This is a genomic window from Arthrobacter sp. Ha26 (assembly GCF_059091705.1).
In genome coordinates this window covers 153831-169763 of sequence record NZ_JBNHGX010000005.1, presented here as the reverse complement: position 1 = coordinate 169763, position 15933 = coordinate 153831, and the positions used below count along the sequence as shown (strand labels likewise).

At 63.9% G+C, this 15933-nt stretch carries 14 protein-coding genes; 12 read left to right on the top strand and 2 right to left on the bottom strand.

Annotation, left to right across the window (positions count from 1 at the left end):
• Positions 1 to 4: 4 nt before the first annotated feature.
• From AC5RVY_RS13485 to AC5RVY_RS13465, 5 genes are all read left to right on the top strand, one after another.
• The gene (locus AC5RVY_RS13485) at positions 5 to 901 is read left to right on the top strand and encodes an ABC transporter permease (RefSeq protein WP_493955218.1); all 897 of its coding nucleotides are present in this window, start codon (positions 5 to 7) and stop codon (positions 899 to 901) included.
• A 22-nt stretch (positions 902 to 923) separates the two neighbouring features.
• Complete coding sequence (locus tag AC5RVY_RS13480; protein ID WP_493955217.1) at positions 924 to 2285, top strand: sensor histidine kinase; 1362 nt, start codon at positions 924 to 926, stop codon at positions 2283 to 2285.
• Positions 2282 to 2974 (top strand): response regulator, encoded by a 693-nt coding sequence (locus tag AC5RVY_RS13475; RefSeq protein ID WP_493955216.1) that lies wholly within the window; start codon positions 2282 to 2284, stop codon positions 2972 to 2974. The genes AC5RVY_RS13480 and AC5RVY_RS13475 overlap by 4 nt, the downstream gene beginning before the upstream one ends.
• A 62-nt stretch (positions 2975 to 3036) precedes the next feature.
• Complete coding sequence (locus AC5RVY_RS13470) at positions 3037 to 3933, top strand: intradiol ring-cleavage dioxygenase (RefSeq protein WP_493955215.1); 897 nt, start codon at positions 3037 to 3039, stop codon at positions 3931 to 3933.
• A 10-nt stretch (positions 3934 to 3943) separates the two neighbouring features.
• A complete protein-coding gene (locus AC5RVY_RS13465; protein WP_493955214.1) occupies positions 3944 to 5251 on the top strand; it encodes a M18 family aminopeptidase in 1308 nt (435 codons plus the stop codon).
• A gap of 27 nt (positions 5252 to 5278) precedes the next feature.
• Here AC5RVY_RS13465 and AC5RVY_RS13460 read toward each other — a convergent pair whose 3' ends face one another.
• Together AC5RVY_RS13460 and AC5RVY_RS13455 are read right to left on the bottom strand one after the other, a co-directional pair.
• Complete coding sequence (locus AC5RVY_RS13460) at positions 5279 to 5911, bottom strand: NeuD/PglB/VioB family sugar acetyltransferase (RefSeq protein ID WP_493955213.1); 633 nt, start codon at positions 5909 to 5911, stop codon at positions 5279 to 5281.
• A gap of 212 nt (positions 5912 to 6123) precedes the next feature.
• The gene (locus tag AC5RVY_RS13455) at positions 6124 to 8832 is read right to left on the bottom strand and encodes a helix-turn-helix transcriptional regulator (protein WP_493955212.1); all 2709 of its coding nucleotides are present in this window, start codon (positions 8830 to 8832) and stop codon (positions 6124 to 6126) included.
• 344 nt (positions 8833 to 9176) lie between these two features.
• Here AC5RVY_RS13455 and AC5RVY_RS13450 point away from each other — a divergent pair, with 344 nt between their 5' ends.
• The 7 genes from AC5RVY_RS13450 to AC5RVY_RS13420 all read left to right on the top strand — a co-directional run bounded on the left by AC5RVY_RS13450 (position 9177) and on the right by AC5RVY_RS13420 (position 15898).
• Complete coding sequence (locus AC5RVY_RS13450) at positions 9177 to 10598, top strand: amino acid permease (protein WP_493955211.1); 1422 nt, start codon at positions 9177 to 9179, stop codon at positions 10596 to 10598.
• Positions 10599 to 10884: 286 nt separating this feature from the next.
• Positions 10885 to 11190, top strand: a complete 306-nt coding sequence (rpsF, locus tag AC5RVY_RS13445; RefSeq protein WP_015939036.1) for a 30S ribosomal protein S6 — start codon at positions 10885 to 10887, stop codon at positions 11188 to 11190.
• 74 nt (positions 11191 to 11264) lie between these two features.
• The gene (locus AC5RVY_RS13440; protein WP_079597906.1) at positions 11265 to 11843 is read left to right on the top strand and encodes a single-stranded DNA-binding protein; all 579 of its coding nucleotides are present in this window, start codon (positions 11265 to 11267) and stop codon (positions 11841 to 11843) included.
• Positions 11844 to 11969: 126 nt separating this feature from the next.
• Positions 11970 to 12209 (top strand): 30S ribosomal protein S18, encoded by a 240-nt coding sequence (gene rpsR, locus AC5RVY_RS13435; RefSeq protein WP_003800144.1) that lies wholly within the window; start codon positions 11970 to 11972, stop codon positions 12207 to 12209.
• 17 nt (positions 12210 to 12226) lie between these two features.
• Entirely contained in the window at positions 12227 to 12679 is a 453-nt protein-coding gene (gene rplI / locus AC5RVY_RS13430; RefSeq protein ID WP_108597660.1) for a 50S ribosomal protein L9, read from the top strand.
• Positions 12680 to 12858: 179 nt separating this feature from the next.
• Positions 12859 to 13485 carry an FMN reductase gene (locus AC5RVY_RS13425; protein ID WP_493955210.1) on the top strand — a complete coding sequence of 209 codons (627 nt, stop codon included), beginning with the start codon at positions 12859 to 12861 and terminating at the stop codon, positions 13483 to 13485.
• Positions 13486 to 13717: 232 nt separating this feature from the next.
• The gene (locus tag AC5RVY_RS13420) at positions 13718 to 15898 is read left to right on the top strand and encodes an Ig-like domain-containing protein (protein WP_493955209.1); all 2181 of its coding nucleotides are present in this window, start codon (positions 13718 to 13720) and stop codon (positions 15896 to 15898) included.
• Positions 15899 to 15933: the final 35 nt, after the last annotated feature.

Genomic DNA, 15933 nt, shown 5'->3' with positions numbered 1-15933 from the left:
GACGATGAGCACCATGACTGAAACCCAAACTACCCCTGCCCGTTCTTCCGCCGGTTCGCGCGGCGTGACCTTTGGCGGTGTCCTGCGGTCCGAATGGATCAAACTGTGGTCCCTGTTGTCCACCCGCATCCTCCTGCTGCTGACACTGGTTGCCATCGTGGGGGTGGGGGCACTGGCTGTCCTGATCCGCTACACCTACCTGGATGAGATGATCCGACGCGCCAAAGACCAGGGGCAGACGATGACCCCTGAAATGCTCGAGAAATCATTCCCGCCCGGCTCGGGTTTTGACCTTTACAACCTGCCCAACGCCGGGCTGCAGATTGGCATCCTGATCCTCGGCTCCCTCGCGGTCCTCTTTATGTCCTCGGAGTACGCAACGGGAATGATCCGGTCCACCATGAACGCCGTCCCGCGGCGCACGCCGGCTTTTGTGGCCAAAGCAATCATCCTGGCCGTCATTTCCTATGTCATCACCACCATTGCAGGGGTGGCCACCTTCCTGATCGCCATGCCGGTGTTCCAGGGCATGGGGTTCGACCTCGGCTGGTCCACTGACGGCGTTCTCTACAGCATTTTCACCGGCGGCCTCTATGTGGCGGGCGTTGCCCTGATCGGACTGTCCTTGGGAACGCTGCTGCGCAACTCCGCCGGGGGCATCACCGTCCTGGTGGCAATGTTCTTCGTCCTGTCCATCGCTGCAGGCTTTATGACCCTCATCCCCGGCGAGTTCTGGAAGTACGTTCCGCAGTACATTCCCAGCGAAGCGGGCGGGCGGTTCCTGTCGATCGGTCACACCGACGGGATCATCGATCCGTGGCATGGCGGCCTGATCTTCCTGGGTTACGTACTGCTGTTCCTCATCCCGGCAATGATTGTGCTGAAGAAGCGCGACGTATAACCGCCAAGGAATACAGGCAGGAATGACAGAAAGGTCAGTGGTAAGGGACGCGCCGGCCGGACAGGCCGACGCCTCCTTTGCGGAGCTCACCGCCAGGCGCAGGGGGCTGATCCGACGCTACCTGCACGGGCATCCGCGGGTGATGGATGCCGTGGTGGCGCTCAGCTACGGCGTGCTGGTGGCACCCACGATGGTGGACGCCGTCGGATCCGGCAACTGGATTCCCGCGCTCCTGCTGGCGGGCGTGGCCGGGGCGCTGCTCCTCCGGCGTTCCCACCCGGTTGGCCTCGTTGCCTTCGTGGCCGTGGCGGAAGTGGCCGTGACCTTACTGCATCCGTGGGGGTCCAACGTCTCGGCCGGCCTGTGGTTTTCCCTTTATGTTGTGGCGGTGGCGCGCAGCCGCCGCTTCGCACTCGTCACCACGGCCGTGGCCACGGCGCCGCTGGCGCTCCTCTACCTCCTGGCCGCCGTCGGACCGATGCAGGTGGACGTTGTCCACACCCACGTCAACCCGGACGACTTCCACCTCCTGACCAGCATCGCCACGGGCGCCACCATCGCCCTGTCCAATGTCATTGCCACAGGCATCGGCATTTCCGTGCGGCAGCGGCGCGAGCATGAACAGGAAATCGCCGCCTGGGCCGCCCGGACTGCGAGCCTGGCGTCCGTCAACGAGCGGAACCGGATCGCCCGGGAGATGCATGACGTCGTGGCCCACTCCCTGACGGTGATGGTCAGCCTGTCCGATGGCGCCGCCGTCGTGGTCCGGAAAAGCCCCGAGCGCGCCGGCGAGGTGCTCGGTGAACTGTCCCGGACGGGCCGCACTGCTCTGGCCGATATGCGGCGGGTACTGGGCGTCCTTCGCGACGACGGGCAGGCGGCGCCGCGGCTGCCGCCCGCTTCGGGGGACGGCCTGGCCATGCTCCTTGAGGGGTTCCGCACGGCCGGCCTGCCCCTCCATTGCTCCCACAGCGGGCCGGCGCTGCCCGATGATGCCGCCTTCCAGCTCACGGTCTACCGGATCGTCCAGGAATCGCTGACCAATGTGCTCCGTTACGGCCGTTCGCTGGGAAGGGTGGACGTCTCGATTGTCCGCGCCGGTTCAACGGTTACCATCGACGTGTCCGACGACGGCGCGGGAGTTCCGGGAGACATCTCACTCGAGGGCGGCGGCAGTTCGGCCGCCGGCCGCGGCTCCTGCGGCACCCCTTCCTATGGCACAGGCCAGGGGATCACCGGGATGGCTGAGCGCGCCCGTATATACGCCGGCACTGTGGAAGCCGGCCGCAGCGGCCGGGGCTGGCGTGTGCATGCCGTGCTTTCCTGGCCCGCCGACGACGATTCCGAATCCTTCCGCCCGCACGAACTGCAAGGGAAAGCATGACCAGTAATTTGGCTACCACAGTCCTGCTGGTGGATGACCAGCCGCTGCTCCGGATGGGGTTCCGGCTCATCCTTGAGGGGGAGGATGACCTGCGGATAGTGGGTGAAGCCTCCGACGGTGCCGAGGCTGTCCGGCTGGTCCGCGAACATGGCCCGGACGTTGTGCTGATGGATGTGCGGATGCCCGTGCTGGACGGTATCGAGGCCACCCGCGCCATCACGGACTCCGGAGCATGCTCGCGCATCATCATCCTGACCACCTTTGACGTGGACGAGTATGCCTTCGCCGGTCTCCAGGCAGGTGCTTCCGCTTTCCTCCTGAAGGACGCCGCCCCGCAGGACCTGATCAACGCCGTGCGGGTGGTGGCCAGCGGTGACGCCGTGGTGGCGCCCAGGGTGACCCAGCGGTTGCTCGAAACGTACGTGCGGGGTGCCTCCAAGCCCGTACCCGCGGTCCCTGCGCCGGATCCACTCCTGGCGGACCTGACGCCCCGGGAAACGGAGATGCTGGAGGCCATGGCGGAGGGGTTATCCAACGCGGAGATCGCCCACCGGTACTTCCTGTCCGAGGCGACGGTGAAGACGCACGTGCGGCGGATCCTCACCAAGCTTCATCTCCGCGACCGCGTCCAAGCGGTGGTCTACGCCTACGAGACAGGCCTGGTGGTGCCGAGCAACCCGGACTACTGACGCACAGCCTGCGCACAGGAATGGCCTATGCAGGTGACAGCTCCGGCAGGTTGGATGGTGGCATGACCAACAACCTTCCCCATCCGGACCACGACCGCGGCCTGGAGTTCGACCTGTCCATGATGATGAGCCGCCGCTCGCTGGGCATGTTCCTGGGCGCCGGAGGTGCCGTCGCTGCGCTGGCTGCCTGCACGCCGGGCGGGTCAAGCTCCGGCACAAGCCCTTCGGCGTCGTCCGCTGCGGCCTCTGCCCCCGCATCGGCAACGGCGTCTGCGTCTGCTTCGGCCACCGTGACTCCGTCCCCGACATTGACCCGGGCGATTGCCGAGTGCGGAGCGGATATTCCGCAGGAAACCGCCGGACCATACCCGGGCGACGGTTCCAACGGGCCGAACGTCCTCGAAGCCTCGGGAGTGGTGCGGCGGGACATCACCTCCAGCTTCGGAACCGGGACCGCCATGGCCGAGGGGGTACCCCTGACCTTCACGCTGACGCTGTTGGATAACGCCAACGGCTGTGTTGCGTTGGCCGGCGCGGCCGTTTACGCCTGGCACTGCGACCGGGACGGGAAGTACTCGATGTACGATTCCGGCCTGGAAAACGAGAACTTCCTGCGCGGGGTCCAGGAGGCCGACGCGAACGGCCAGGTCACGTTCACGTCGATTTTCCCCGGCGCGTACATGGGCCGCTGGCCGCACATCCATTTTGAAGTGTTCGAGTCCATGAGCAACGCGACAGCTGCGGGCCAGGTGCTGGCCGTTTCGCAAATCGCGCTCACCCAGGCCGCCTGCGAGGACGTGTACGCCACCGCGGGCTACGAATCCAGTGCGCGGAACTTTCCGCGGACGACACTTCAGTCGGACAACGTGTTCGGCGATGACGGCGGCATCTACCAGCTCGCCGCCATGTCAGGGTCGGCGGCCGCCGGCTACACGGCAGGCCTCAACGTCACCATCTAGACTCGGGAGCATGCCTTCTCTTACCTCCGCTGCAGACCACATCCCGGACCTGGCGGCGTATGTCAGCGCGTCGCCGTCGAGCTTCCATGCGGTGCACGAGGCGGCGCGCAGGCTGCTGGAGGCCGGATTTGTCCGTTTGGAAGAGCCGGAGCCCTGGGAGGGCGGACCCGGATCGTTTTTTATAATCCGCGATGGCGCGCTGATCGCCTGGGTTGTGCCGGAGGGCGCCGGACCCGCCACCGGGTTCAACATCCTGGGGGCGCACACGGACTCGCCCTCCTTCAAGCTCAAGCCCAAGCCCACCATCGGTGCCCACGGGTGGCTGCAGGCGGGCGTGGAGGTGTACGGCGGTCCGCTGCTGAATTCCTGGCTGGACCGCGAACTGCAGCTCGCCGGCCGGCTGGTGATGCTGGACGGCACAGAGCATCTCACCGCCACCGGCCCCCTGCTGCGCTTCCCCCAGCTGGCCATCCATTTGGACCGCGCCGCGAATGACGGCCTGACGCTGGACAAGCAGCGGCACATGAATCCCGTGTGGGGGCTGGGGGATGCCGGCGATTTCGACCTGCTTGCCGTGCTGGCCTCTTCTGTTTCCGGCGCCTCCGTGGATCCCGGGCAGATTGGCGGGTACGACGTCGTTGTTGCGGACACACAGGCGCCTGCAGTTTTCGGGGGGAATGGGGAGTTCTTCGCATCCGGGAGGCTGGATAACCTTTCGTCCACGCATGCCGGCCTAGTGGCCCTGATGGCACATGCTGATGCTCCGGGATCCGGTTCCGGCCGGCCGGTCGCCGTGCTGGCCGCTTTTGACCATGAGGAGATTGGCTCCAACTCGCGTTCGGGGGCGTGCGGCCCCATCCTCGAGGACGTGCTGCTGCGGATCTCCGACGGCCTTGGCGCAACGGTGAGCCAGCGGCGGCAGGCGCTGGCAGCGTCGTTCTGCGTTTCCGCTGATGCGGGGCACGCAGTCCACCCCAACTACGCCGAGCGGCACGACCCCGCCAACCATCCCGTACTCAACGGCGGGCCGCTGTTGAAGATCAACGCGAACCAGCGGTATGCCACGGACGCCGCCGGTGCGGCGTTATGGGCGCGCTGGTGTGCCGAAGCCGGCGTGCCCTACCAGGAGTTTGTGTCCAACAACGCAATCCCCTGCGGCTCCACCATCGGGCCGCTCACCGCCACGCGCCTGGGAATCCGGACAGTGGACGTGGGGGTTCCGTTGCTGTCCATGCACTCGGCGCGGGAGCTGTGCGGGGTAGAGGATCCGCGGCGGCTGGCTGCCGTGACGGAGCTGTTTTTCCGGACGGCTGTGTAGGACTTACTGTCGCGTCCGGGTGAAAACCTACCGGTCAATCTTGTGGCCCGGGACTCCAACCCACGTCTCGCCCTTGGGGACATTGCTGAGGACTGCAGTGCCCATGCCGATCGTTGCGTAGTCACCGATGGACGTGCCGTCCCGAACGCTCGCGTTCAGCCCCAACGAGGCTGCCCTGCCTATTCGGACTCCCCCGCCCAGTGAAACGCCGGCGGCGAAGGTGGCAAAGTCCGCGACGTCGTCGTCGTACGTGAAGGTCACTGACGGCATTGCCACCACGTGGGAGCCCAAGGTGACGGATGCTGTCAGGGTCACGTTGCGGAGCAGGATGCTGCCCCGCCCGATCCTGCATCCTTCCGGATATTGGACGGTGGGATCGATGGCTGTTGCGTACCGCGGGCCGTGAATTCCCATCGAAGTCAGCCTGTCCACAACGTATTCCCGCGCCCTGCCAGAACTCAGGCATATCAGCAGGAAGGCGTGCCGGTAATGGGGAGCGTCGTCAATGCTGCCCAGGACCGGGGCGCCGTCTACAGTCACCCCGTCCATCTCTTTGTCGTCATCCAGGAAACCCACAACGTCGTACTGCCCGCTGCCACGGACCATCGCCAGGACTTCGCGTGCAAGGCCGCTGGCTGCGACGAGGATCAGTTCGCTCATACGTCCGTCCCTACACTGAGCTTCAGTTCGATTTGAGTTCTTGGCTGTGAACGGCCGGCCGCGCAACAGGTTTGCCGTGCACTAAAACTAGTGTCGAAAAGGACCGGTTGTTGAGGGGACTGGAGGCGGTTTGTGGGTGCCGCGGAGGATCGTGTGGAAACTGCGGTGCGCGGTTACCCTCCTGGCTGTTTTCTTGGGAAACAGAGATTTGCTTAGAGAACAGGCAGGACGTACCGGTCCTGGACGGCCCGGTCCTTGTCCGCTTCAAGCGCCGTCAACTGCGCCCGCGACTCCACTCCGAGCTTGCGGTAAATGGCCGTCAGGCGAACTTCGACAGTCCGGACGGACACATAGAGCGCGGCAGCGATTTCCTTGTTGCGCATGCCACGGGCCACCATCTGGGCCAGCGCACGTTCATGGTCCGTGAGCAACAGGATCGCCGGGTTGACCTTCGGGGGCGCCGGCACCACCCGCTCATCCAGCAGGAGGGAATCAACATGCTGTATCCAGGCCTCCGCACCTGCCTCGTCAATCATCACTTTGGCCCGCAGCATGGCGTCCCGGGCCTCCCGGGTCCGTCCAAAAGCGACCAACCGCTCGGCAAAACAGAGCAGTGTCCTTGCCTGTTCAAGAAGGGACACGCCCGCGGGGCATCCCTCGATGGTCTGTTTAAAGAGCTGAAGGGACTGGTCGCCGTCAGCCAGCATCGCCCGGCTCCGTGCGATAGTCACCATGAGCCAAGGCGACCGCACTCCCACGGACCGGCTTTCCAGGCGGAAGAGGGCCTGCTTCGCTTCACGGTGCCTGGTCAGGCGCACCAGGACCTCCACCAGGTCTCCCTCACAGCGAAGCAGAGTGGGGTTGGCGAAGGCCATCCCCAGTTCGGCGGCACGGGAAAGTTGCGCGAAGGACTCTGCGAGGTTGCCGCGGATGAGCTCGAAGTGGCCTTGGCAAGCGGCAATCTGCGCGGTGGCGGCCGGGTGGGTCTCGGCTCCCATGGAGCGCTGGGCGCTCAGCACACAGGCCCTGGCCAAGGCCTCATCACCCAGGGCGTTCGCCCGCCACACCCGGAAGACATGGAGCATCCCGTGGTGGTATTTCATCTCGGGTTCCCTCAGCTCCAGCTCTTCGATGAGCTTTATGGCAGTTCTGACGTTGCCCGCGCGGATTTCGTTATCCACCGCGAGGAACGCTGCGGTTTCCCGCCAGTTGATGTGGCCGGGCACTGCGGAGTTGCGGACCAGGGCGAAGGCCTCCTCAGCCCGGCGGTGGTGTTCACCGTAGCTCAGGGCACGTCCCTGCAGCAGCAGCCCCACCACTTTCGCATCGCCGGCGGAGCCGTTCGTTCGCTGCTGGTTCTCGCCGTTGCCTTTGATGGCGTCGACCAGCCGGGTGGCCTGGCCGGCCAAGGCTACTGAGTTGGTTGAGGCTGACGGCCGAAGTTCCTCTGCTTGCCGGAGAAGTTCTTCGGCATCCTTCAGTTCCCACCGTTCGGCGAAGTACAGCGCTCCGATGGCCAGCAGGTTGGCCGAGTACTCCGGGTCATGCTGCCCGAATTCCTTGACCAGCCGGAGCACCATGCTGGCCCGCACTGCAGCACCCCGGATGAACTCGATCTCGAAGGACAGGCCGGTGAGCCGAAGAATCAGCGCAGGGTTGCGCGTCACCCGGCGGGCCCAGTCGATGTAGCGCCTGGCGTACACGAAGTCGCCACGGTTGAACAGCAGCTCCGCCAGCGAGGCCAGGCGCGAGGCCGTTTCCGCCTCCCAGGGATTGATGGTGAGGGCCCGCTCGATGTGTTCGATGGCGAAGGGGACTTCCCCCGCCCTGATGAGGTCACCCGCATGCCGCAGCAGGCCGAACGGCGTTTGCCGCTCCAAGGAGGTGAAGCTCAAATGCCATCTGCGCCCGTGCGCGTCCGAACCTCTTGCGGCCTCGGCGAGGGCCCGGTGGCCGGCGACCCGTACCGCGGGCGCCATGGCAGCGAAGACGTAGCCGCGGAGCAGCTGGTTCCTGATCCCCACATAGGCACCCGTTCGGCTGATCAGGCCGCAGCCCAACAGTTCGTCCAAACCGGTCCAGACGCCACTGGAGATCTTCTCAAGGGTTGCGGCGTCACTCCGGAAGGACAGCGACAACAAGTCCAGTGCCTGCCGCGCTCCGGGTGTAAGCCCACCCAGGGTTGCGGCGAATTCCTGCTCGAAGCTGCCCCTGGAGGGCAGCGGAACCGGGAGGGCGTACCTTCCCTCCACATGGAGTTCCGTCAGGGCAGCGTAAAGTTCGACGGCGGCGAGCGGGTTCCCCTGCGACGCTGCGGCAACTGCGTGCATCACTGCGGCTACGGACTGCCGCGCAGGAATGGCTTCCAGCATACGCACGGTGTCGTTGTAGCCCAGTGCGCCCAGTTGCAGGATGGGCAGACTCGAGAAAGGGCTGCCGGCTGTAGCCTCCCGGAGACTGGCGATGATGACGAGGTCCGTTCCTGCCAGCCGCCGGGCAAGGAAACCGATGACAGCCTGGCTGCTTGGGTCCAGTTGGTCGGCGTCGTCGATCACCACTACGGTGCGGGACGCCGCCCGTTGATGCAGCCCGCCGAGCAGCTTTGTCGAAACGGCGGCCAGGTCCAGGGTTCCGGCAGTGTCACGGAGAAGATCATCGGTGATCCGGTTCAGGACGGGATCTTCCATGCCGTCCAGGAGGGCAGTAAGCCCGGACAGGGGCCAGCCCGATTCCGGGAGGCTGGCCCGCAGGTAGACAGTTCGGTAGTCCGAAAGCCGCGGTACCTCGCTGAGCAGCGCGGACTTTCCTATGCCATGTGGACCAACGACGGCGACGGCCGCTTCCTTGGGGCCCCTGACCACGGCGAGGATCCGGTCAAGTTCGTTGCTTCTGCCCATCAACGACATGACGTCCCCATCCATTGAAGAAGGAGACCACTTCCCTAACATCCAGCCCGGTTCCCAGCCGTGGAGTCAATATAGCCCCGGGTCGGAAAGCGGCACTACCGGTTAAGCGCTGGATTTCATCAAGATTTCCCAAGTGCCTGAGAGGAATCAACTGGTGCACCACGGGCGCACCAAGTGGAAGGTCGCCCGGTTTGGTGGATTCGGTTTTGTGCTGCTGCACAGCCTTTCCCCTTCCGCAGGACGTCTAGGGTGGGAGAAACGTGATGAAGCGCACTGGATGCCGCTCCCGCGAGGGGCGCAGCCCAGTTGCCGGCCCGCAGGCCCATCCATTCCCGGGATAACCAAAGGACGGCGCACCCATGCCCGCTGACCAGCAATTAGCCAAGTCGCTCAAACCGCGGCACCTGTCAATGATCGCAATTGCCGGTGTTATCGGGGCGGGGCTGTTCGTCGGCTCCGGTGCCGCCATCCAGCAGGCAGGCCCCGGAATCCTGCTGGCTTACATGGCAGCCGGCGTTGTGGTGATCCTCGTAATGCGTATGCTCGGCGAAATGGCCGCCGCGAACCCCGAGACGGGCTCATTTTCCACCTACGCAGACAAAGCCCTGGGCAGGTGGGCGGGCTTCAGTATCGGATGGCTCTACGCATGGTTCTGGATCATTGTGCTCGGCATCGAAGCCACGGCCGGCGCCGCGATCATGCACCGCTGGGTTCCGGGCATTGACCAGTGGATCTGGGCGTTGGTCCTGATGGTCCTGCTGACCCTCACCAATTTGGGCTCCGTGAAGTCCTACGGTGAGTTCGAGTTCTGGTTCGCCTCCATCAAGGTCGCTGCCATCGTGCTGTTCCTGCTGTTTGGCGTGGCCGCCATCCTGGGACTCGTTCCCGGCGTCCCGGCGCCTGGACTGGACAACCTCGTCGGGAACGGCGGTTTCCTGCCCAATGGGCCGGGAGCTGTGCTGGCAGGCATCCTGGTGGTGGTCTTCTCGTTCTTCGGTGCTGAAATCGCCACCATCGCGGCCGGCGAGTCCGAGAACCCGGTGGACGCTGTCAAGAAAGCCGTGAAATCAACGGTATGGCGCATCCTGGTGTTCTACATCGGTTCCATCGCGATCGTGGTCACCCTCCTGCCTTGGAACGACGCCAACGTGGCTAAAAGCCCGTATGTTGCCGTCATCGAGCTCTTCGGGATCCCCGGCGCCGGCACCATCATGGACATCGTGGTCCTCACCTCCGTGCTGTCCTGCCTGAACTCCGGCCTTTACACGGCCAGCCGCATGCTCTTCTCCCTCTCCCGGCGTGGCGATGCTCCGGCATCGTGGACCAGGATCTCCCGGCGCGGAGTACCGGCAGCGGCGGTCCTCGCTTCCACGGTGGTGGGCTTCGTCACCGTGGGCCTGAACTACATCGCTCCGGACACGGTTTTCCTGTTCCTCGTCAACACCTCCGGTGCTATCGCCCTGTTTGTCTGGCTTGTGATCGCTACCTCACAGCTGGTCCTGCGCAAACGCATGGGGGCCGCCGCCAAGGACCTTGCCCTAAAGATGTGGCTGTTCCCGTACCTGACCTGGCTGGCCATCGCCAGCATTGTGGCCCTGCTGATCGGCATGGTGCTCCTGGAGTCCACCCGTGAGTCGCTGCTCCTGTCGCTCGCACTGGCTGCCGTGGTGGTGGCGATCGGGGTGTGGCGCTACCGTAAGTCGGCTTCGCCTGCGCCTGCTGCCGCCGGGGACGTCGACGAAGAGCAGGTGGCGCCCGCGAAGGCGGGCCCGGCGTCGTAATTCCCGGCACGTTGCCCTGTGCCGTGCATCCGCCCGCCCCGGAGAGCCCCTCGGCCTCCTGGGCGGGCGGTTTTCCACATAGGGGCATTCAGCGGCCTCCGGATCAAGCACTTGCCCTAGCCTTGAGTCAAGCGCGAATCGCCTATCCGGTCCAAATGCACTAAGATATTGAAGTCTGTGCTGCGTCCTGCCTCCCTTCCGGCGGCGGGGCTTGCACGGCATCGCAAATGAACCTCCTGTTACGGAAATGCCGTAACCGCTTAGCCCAAAGGAGGTGGGTTCACATATGCGTCCTTACGAATTGATGGTAATCATCGACCCCGAGGTCGAAGAGCGTACCGTTGAGCCGTCGCTTCAGAAGTTCCTGAACGTCATCACCAACGATGGTGGAACCATCGAAAAGGTTGACATCTGGGGCCGTCGCCGGCTGGCTTACGACATCAAGAAGAAGTCCGAAGGTATCTACGCCGTGGTGAACTTCACCGCCAAGCCGGAAACCGCCAAGGAACTTGACCGCCAGCTGTCTCTTAACGAGACCATCATGCGCACCAAGATCACCCGCCCCGAAGAGCAGAAGGTTGTTGCTGAGTAATTTCAGCACCGGTTTTCATTCTTTACCCCGCAGGAAATGCACTCTTCACCCAGGATCGAACAAGGAGGCAGTAGATGGCAGGCGAGACCACCATTACGGTCATCGGTAACCTCACCAATGACCCGGAATTGCGGTTCACACCGTCCGGTTCTGCAGTAGCGAACTTCACCATCGCTTCCACCCCCCGCACCTTTGATCGCCAGTCCAACGAGTGGAAGGACGGGGAAACCCTGTTCCTCCGCGCCGCTGTCTGGCGTGAAGCGGCCGAGAACGTCGCCGAGTCCCTCACCAAGGGCATGCGCGTGATCGTCACCGGCCGCCTGAAGAGCCGTTCCTACGAAACCAAAGAAGGCGAAAAGCGCACCGTTATCGAGCTCGAAGTCGATGAAATCGGCCCCAGCCTGCGCTACGCCAATGCCAAGGTCAACCGCACCCAACGCTCCGGCGGCCAGGGTGGACAGGGCGGCTTCGGCGGCGGCAACAGCGGCGGTGGCTTCGGAGGAGGCAACTCTGGTGGAAACCAGGGCGGCAACTCCGGCGGAGGCTGGGGCGGCGGCAACCAGCAGGCTGCACAGGACGATCCTTGGGCTACGCCCGGTGTGTCCAACGCAGGCGGCTGGGGCAACGGCCCCGATTCCGAACCTCCCTTCTAACAACCAATAAAGGCCCGACGCCGGGACCCCCTAAAGTGCCGCAAGGCACCAGGGCGGGAGCCGCCGTCGGACCACCACCATCCCGTGGATCAATATCCACGGGCTCCCTAGAATAGGAGCTCCACGATGGCTAAGGCTGAACTCCGTAAGCCCAAACCAAAGTCCAACCCCTTGAAGGCCGCTGACATCACTGTCATCGACTACAAGGACGTAGCATTGCTGCGCAAGTTCATCTCCGACCGCGGAAAGATCCGCGCCCGTCGCGTCACTGGCGTCACGGTGCAGGAACAGCGCAAGATCGCACAGGCAATCAAGAACGCCCGCGAAGTTGCCCTGCTGCCTTACTCCGGCGCTGGCCGCGGCTAAGGAAGGGATTAACTAACATGGCAAAGCTCATTCTGACCCACGAAGTAACCGGTCTCGGTGCTGCTGGCGACGTTGTTGAGGTCAAGGACGGTTACGCACGTAACTACCTGCTCCCCCGCAACTTCGCCCTGACCTGGTCGAAGGGTGGCGAGAAGCAGGTTGAGTCCATCAAGGCTGCCCGTGCCGCCCGCGAGCACGCTTCCCTGGAAGATGCTCAGAAGCAGGCTGCTGCACTCTCCGCCAAGCCGGTCAAGCTCGTTGTCAAGGCTGGCGAGACCGGACGCCTGTTCGGCACCGTCAAGCAGGCCGACGTTGCTGACGCTGTTGAGGCCGCAGGCCTTGGCCGCATCGACAAGCGCAAGGTTGAACTGCCGGCGCACATCAAGTCGGTTGGTTCCTACCAGGCCAACGTCCGTCTGCACGACGACGTTGCTGCTGTGATCGAACTCGATGTAGTGGCTGGTAAGTAGTTTCTGACTGCACGAAGACCCCCGTTGCCGGATTCCGGCGGCGGGGGTTTTTGCTTGTTCGGGTGTAAGACCACCCTGACCCGTACGCTGCAGCCGGGAATACTTGCGCAACCTCCGCCGTTCAACCGATAGATGCAAACGCATGTATGATGAAATGAACGAGCAACAGGAGAAATGCCATGGAAACCCGCCGCATCACAGTCCTTTCCGCCGGACTTGGCGTGCCGTCGTCGAGCCGCCTGCTGGCTGACCAGCTGGCAGCGTCGGCCGAGCGGCAACTCCATGCGGCAGGCTACGACGCGGTGGTGGACACCGTTGAACTCCGGGACCTCGCCGTGGACATCGCGAACAACTTCGTGACCGGTTACGCAGCGCCCCGCCTGGCCGAGGTCATTGCAGGGGTGGAGGCCTCTGACGGCATCATTGCCGTGACGCCGGTTTTCAGCGCCTCCTACAGCGGCTTGTTCAAATCCTTCATCGACGTCCTCGATCCGAAGTCGCTGGACGGTAAGGCAGTCCTGCTGGGTGCTACCGGGGGTACGGACCGCCACCAGATGGTCCTCGACTACGCCCTGCGGCCGCTGTTCAGCTACCTTCGCACCCGGATTGCCGCCACCGGAGTCTTCGCCGGCCCCCAGGACTGGGGCACGTCGGACGACGGCGGCTCTACACTTGCCGAGCGCGTTGACCGTGCCGCCCGCGAATTGGTCAGCCTGCTGGAAGGACCGCAGCCGGGACGGAAGCCCGTACCAATGGAGTCCCTGCCCTTTGAACAGCTGCTGGCCGGCATCTCCGGAAACGCCTGAGGGCCGGCACCCGCCCGGGTTCGGGGAGTGGCAATAGGGGATTCCTCAGCCCCCACAATGGGGGGAGCCCGGGGGTTGTTTTTCGATGCCCTGACCGCTGACACTGAACGAACTGGGGATTGACTGTTGGATTCAACTCCGGGGAGCAACGTTGGTGGACTATGAGAACTTTCACATGGGCGAGAGAGTTACAGGCAGCAGGGCTCCCATACCGGGAGTAGGGCAGGGACCTGTGCGCTCAGCCAAATCGCGTCGGCGTAGGTGGCCGAACCTGCGGTTCGATGCGCTGCTGACGGCGCTCCTCGTTGCGCTGGCCGCCCTGGTGGCGCCGGGGGTGGCCTCGGCTGTTGATGACGTCGGAAGCCAGGGTCCGTCACATACGGGGACGGGGACACCAACGGGTACCAAGCGGGCCACGAGTGCGTTGTGGTTCAACGACGGCAACTGGTGGGGGAACCTGTGGGACACGGCCAGCCAAGATTTCCATATTTTTCGGTTCAATAGCTCGACCAACTCCTGGGTCAATACGGGCGTGGCGACGGAAACTCGGGCAAGCACCCATCACGACGTGCTGTGGGACGGGAATACGTTGTTCGTGGCGAGCTACCGGTTCGTGAATGACGGCCTGCCGGCGGAGGCGGGCTTCCCAACGACGATGCGGCGTTACAGTTACGACTCGGGCACAAAGAAGTACACATTGTTGAGTTCCACTCAGATCAACAACTCCAAGGTTGAGGTTCTGAGCATCGACAAGGACTCGAAGGGCCGGGTGTGGGCCACCTGGCAGCAGGGAAACCAGATTTTGGTGAATTTCACCGCCACGGACGGGAAGACATGGGACAAGCCAATCGCGCTTCCTGCCGCCTTGAGCAACGTGTCTGTCGATGACACATCGGCCGTTATCGCGTTCGACGGGAAGATGGGTGTGATGTGGAGCCGGCAGATGGGCGATGCCAGCGATGGCATGTACTGGACCTATCACGACGACACTGCAGCACCGAACACCGGTTGGAGCACTACTGCCGCGGCCGTTAAGGGGCAGCGCAGCGGCGATGACCATATGAACCTGAAGTGGCTGGACTCTTCAGCCAGTGGAAAGGTCTTCGCCGCAATCAAGACGTCGTTCACGTCCTCCTCACAGCCGCTGATCCAGCTGTTGGAGTTCAACGGCACCACCTGGACGCCGCACACTATCGCGACTGTGGCCGAATGCCCGAACCGGGTGATCGTCCTGATCGACGAGTTCGCTCAAAAAGTGCGTACTTTTGCTACCTATCCGAAACCTAGCGGCACCACGAATGCCGGCGTCTGCAGCACCTCGGGGGGTGCAATCTACGAAAAATCCGCGCCGCTGAACAACATCAGCTCCATCACCACGGCTACGAAGACGCTTCGAATCATGGACGCCGACCAGTACGTCCACAACGTCACGTCCACGAAGCAGAACCTGAACAACGCGACGAGCACAGCCAACAGCGGTTTGCTGGTCCTCGCCGATGTGAATGCCACCAGCAGGTACTGGCACTACTACGACGGCACTGGCGGTGTCGCCAGCGGCGGCGGTACTCCTGACACCACGCCTCCCACCGTGACGGCTGTTTCACCGGATAGTGGTGCGACCAACGTGGCGGCGGCGACGCATGTGACGGCGACGTTCTCCGAGGCTATGGACCCGTCGACGGTTTCATCGAGCACCTTCACACTGACTGGGCCTGCGGGTCTGGTGCCGGCAGCAGTGACGCGCAACAGCACGAACACGGCTGCGACGTTGAACCCGACCACGGATCTGGCAGCGGGTGCGGCCTATACGGCCACCATCAAGGGCGGTTCCGGTGGGGCGAAGGATGCTGCCGGTAACGCGTTGGCATCAGACAAGACCTGGACCTTCACCACCGCTCCTGCGACGACTCCGCCGCCAACCGGCGGCACGTCGGAGACGGTCGCGGCTATCGCTGACACGTATGTGTCCAACGGGACGGGGTTGACGACGACGAACTATGGCGCGAGCACCATGCTGGGTGTGGACGCGAGCCCCGCCGAGGTCACCTACTTGAAGTTCGACCTGTCGGCGTATGCGGGCAGGACGCTGCAAGGAGCGAAGTTGGAGCTGCGCAGTGCGGGGAGCGGGTCGACTGGTACGCAGAACATCAAGCTGGTTGCTGATGACCTATGGGACGCGGCTGTGATCACTTACAACACCCGGCCGGCCCTCGGCACCAGCATCGGCACCCTCGTGAACCCCTCAGCGACAAACACCAACTACAGTGTTTCGCTCAGCGCCTCGGCCGTGGCCGGCGAACTCGGCCAAAAGCTCTCACTTGGTATCGACTCCTCGAGCAGCGACGGTCTGGATCTTAACTCCAAGGAGGCCGGGGAGACGTTCGCACCAAAGCTAGTACTCACCTTCGGTTAGCCGGCAGAAGGGACTAAGGAGGCCGGGACTGCATC

Excerpts from the sequence above, each read along its gene's own strand:
- AC5RVY_RS13480 (WP_493955217.1), top strand. The coding sequence starts at position 924 with ATGACAGAAAGGTCAGTGGTAAGGGACGCGCCGGCCGGACAGGCCGAC.
- rpsR (WP_003800144.1), top strand. The coding sequence starts at position 11,970 with ATGGCTAAGGCTGAACTCCGTAAGCCCAAACCAAAGTCCAACCCCTTG.
- AC5RVY_RS13460 (WP_493955213.1), bottom strand. The coding sequence starts at position 5,911 with ATGAGCGAACTGATCCTCGTCGCAGCCAGCGGCCTTGCACGCGAAGTC.
- AC5RVY_RS13440 (WP_079597906.1), top strand. The coding sequence starts at position 11,265 with ATGGCAGGCGAGACCACCATTACGGTCATCGGTAACCTCACCAATGAC.
- AC5RVY_RS13425 (WP_493955210.1), top strand. The coding sequence starts at position 12,859 with ATGGAAACCCGCCGCATCACAGTCCTTTCCGCCGGACTTGGCGTGCCG.
- AC5RVY_RS13450 (WP_493955211.1), top strand. The coding sequence starts at position 9,177 with ATGCCCGCTGACCAGCAATTAGCCAAGTCGCTCAAACCGCGGCACCTG.
- rplI (WP_108597660.1), top strand. The coding sequence starts at position 12,227 with ATGGCAAAGCTCATTCTGACCCACGAAGTAACCGGTCTCGGTGCTGCT.
- AC5RVY_RS13470 (WP_493955215.1), top strand. The coding sequence starts at position 3,037 with ATGACCAACAACCTTCCCCATCCGGACCACGACCGCGGCCTGGAGTTC.
- AC5RVY_RS13485 (WP_493955218.1), top strand. The coding sequence starts at position 5 with ATGAGCACCATGACTGAAACCCAAACTACCCCTGCCCGTTCTTCCGCC.
- rpsF (WP_015939036.1), top strand. The coding sequence starts at position 10,885 with ATGCGTCCTTACGAATTGATGGTAATCATCGACCCCGAGGTCGAAGAG.
- AC5RVY_RS13465 (WP_493955214.1), top strand. The coding sequence starts at position 3,944 with ATGCCTTCTCTTACCTCCGCTGCAGACCACATCCCGGACCTGGCGGCG.
- AC5RVY_RS13455 (WP_493955212.1), bottom strand. The coding sequence starts at position 8,832 with ATGGATGGGGACGTCATGTCGTTGATGGGCAGAAGCAACGAACTTGAC.
- AC5RVY_RS13475 (WP_493955216.1), top strand. The coding sequence starts at position 2,282 with ATGACCAGTAATTTGGCTACCACAGTCCTGCTGGTGGATGACCAGCCG.